The sequence below is a fragment of the Dietzia sp. DQ12-76 genome (assembly GCF_014145045.1).
Lineage (GTDB): Bacteria > Actinomycetota > Actinomycetes > Mycobacteriales > Mycobacteriaceae > Dietzia.
Window position 1 is genome coordinate 1 of sequence record NZ_JAALDV010000373.1, and the last position, 1,938, is coordinate 1,938.

The window sequence follows — 1,938 nt, forward strand, 5'->3', positions numbered from 1 at the left end:
GACCGGCGAGAGCGCTGGGAACCGGGCAAGAACACCGGAGCCCGCAGTAACACCGCGGTCGCGCCCACGACAAGGGCGAACACCATCACGCTGAACAGCGCGGGCACCACCCACCCGCCGCCTGCATGGAGCGCCGCACCGGCCGCCAGCTCGGCGGAGGCCGCGACGCCCCCCATCGACGCACCGAGAAGGACCGCTCCGGGCATGAGGGCGGCCACAACCGCCACGGAGGCCAGGATCGCGATGCCGGCCATCGCGAGGAACGGGCAGGTGCGGGGACCGGGGAGAGAACTCACGGCGGTTCTCCTTTCAGCGTCTGCCCCTGATTCGGAGACCTGCACCACACGGATGGGCCGGCGGGCCCGCCGACCGCGCGAGGTCTCGTCTCAGGCTTCCCGCGCTCGTCGAGTGGTCACACCTGATCGCGTTCTCCCAGGTGGGGTTTCCCGCGCCCGTTCATTTGTGACCACTCGACGACCAGGCACTCGTGGCATCCGGGGGACGAGGAGGCAGGGCCTTGACCGTGCGGCCGGTCAGGGCTGCGAACTCTCCGATGTGCACCATGTGCCCACTCTCGGTGCTCCCTCCCGAGGGGAGAAGCACGCCTCCGCGACGATGGGTGGTCAGCGCTCCACGATCACGGACGGGGAGCGGACGGGGACCAGAATCGTGCGACTCGTGACGTGCCCTGCATGATCCGACGCCCGGAATCACGCGGAAGTCGGTCTCGCGAGAGCTGTCCGGACGCCCGGGGGTCGAGGGGTCGTAGGGTCGAATCCGGTCAGACCGACGTGAGGAAGACGACCTCAGGGGCGGTTCCCCCACGGGTGACCGCCCCTGGGCCGTGTGCGCCCACGGTCGTTCCGCCCCGGCACCGCTCCAAGGCGCCCGGACGAGCTGCGGGGACGTCGACGAGTCCGGTCGGCGATGGGGCCCCCTCTACCGGCGGCCTCGATCGAGGACTATGGTCATCCGCGACCACAGCACATCCGCAGTCGACAGCAGCGGGTGTGCCGTCGATCAGGGAAGAGGAGATTCATGGCCACCTCCACCATGCCGCCCCAGGTCCTGGGGCAGCGGATGCAGTTGACGACCCTCGAGTTGGGGGTCGGCGCAGCGCTCGCCGCGGTGGCGGTTCTGGCGGTCACGCTGGTCGCGGTGACGGGCGAATCCGCCCAGCCCTCGGCGGGCACGGACCGGGACACCTCGACCTCGGTGGTCAGCCAGGTCCCCCAGAGGATCCCCGGGTAGCACTGGCTACAGCGAGGGGTCCACGACGGGCTTGCCGTCGGCGCCCAGAAGCGCGGTGAGTCCGCCGGCGTATCCGCCCGAGCGCCAGAGATAGCACACCCCGGTCTGGGTGTCCCTGAGGATCTCGACGGTGCTCCCGAACCCCATGCTCTGGGTGTGGACCTTCTCGAACCGCTTGTCGTTTCTCGCCATGCCGCGATGATCTCATCCGCGGCGGGCCGGCGTCAGGTCCGCGGGTTGCCCTTCTGCAGGCGGTCGATGTGCTCCGAGGCCTGCGCCTTGGTCAGGGTCGCGGGCAGCTCCTCGCCGGCCTCGCGCGCGAGAGTGTCGAGGTAGCTCTTCTGCGCGGCGGTCATGGGCTCGTCGCCGGTCACCCAGTCCTCGGGGTCCCGCTGCACCGAGGTGCCCCCGGCTCCCGGGGTCTCGGGGACCGGAGCACCCAGGGTCTCTTCCGTGGACGACCGGGTCGGGTCCTGCTCGGGGTTGGTCATGCCCGCACCGTACGCCCGGAGCGGGATCCCGACCACCGAGCGACCGCCCTGCCCGACCCAGCCCGGCCCGACCCAGCCCGGCCCGAACGACTCAGCCCGACCCGAACGACCCAGCCCGGCCCGGCCGCGTCAACCCTCGGACTCCGGCGGCGCCTCGAGGAACGGCCGCAGTTCCAGCCACTCGTGGATCGGCTCA

General features: G+C 71.1%; 4 protein-coding genes. 1 reads left to right on the forward strand and 3 read right to left on the reverse strand.

What is annotated here, in order from left to right; genetic code table 11:
- Positions 1-296: hypothetical protein (locus tag G6019_RS12605; protein WP_182627725.1), on the reverse strand; the 296-nt coding region annotated here is incomplete at its 3' end.
- Between the two features lie 742 nt (positions 297-1,038).
- Here G6019_RS12605 and G6019_RS12610 point away from each other — a divergent pair.
- A complete protein-coding gene (locus G6019_RS12610; RefSeq protein WP_107757231.1) occupies positions 1,039-1,251 on the forward strand; it encodes a hypothetical protein in 213 nt (70 codons plus the stop codon).
- 6 nt (positions 1,252-1,257) lie between these two features.
- On the opposite strand, the gene G6019_RS12615 is transcribed toward G6019_RS12610, so the two are convergent.
- Both G6019_RS12615 and G6019_RS12620 read right to left on the reverse strand, forming a co-directional pair.
- Positions 1,258-1,443 carry a DUF6440 family protein gene (locus tag G6019_RS12615; protein WP_107757232.1) on the reverse strand — a complete coding sequence of 62 codons (186 nt, stop codon included), beginning with the start codon at positions 1,441-1,443 and terminating at the stop codon, positions 1,258-1,260.
- Between the two features lie 32 nt (positions 1,444-1,475).
- Positions 1,476-1,742, reverse strand: a complete 267-nt coding sequence (locus tag G6019_RS12620; RefSeq protein ID WP_182612993.1) for a DUF3072 domain-containing protein — start codon at positions 1,740-1,742, stop codon at positions 1,476-1,478.
- Between the last annotated feature and the right edge of the window lie 196 nt (positions 1,743-1,938).

Excerpts from the sequence above, each read along its gene's own strand:
- G6019_RS12610 (WP_107757231.1), top strand. The coding sequence starts at position 1,039 with ATGGCCACCTCCACCATGCCGCCCCAGGTCCTGGGGCAGCGGATGCAG.
- G6019_RS12620 (WP_182612993.1), bottom strand. The coding sequence starts at position 1,742 with ATGACCAACCCCGAGCAGGACCCGACCCGGTCGTCCACGGAAGAGACC.
- G6019_RS12615 (WP_107757232.1), bottom strand. The coding sequence starts at position 1,443 with ATGGCGAGAAACGACAAGCGGTTCGAGAAGGTCCACACCCAGAGCATG.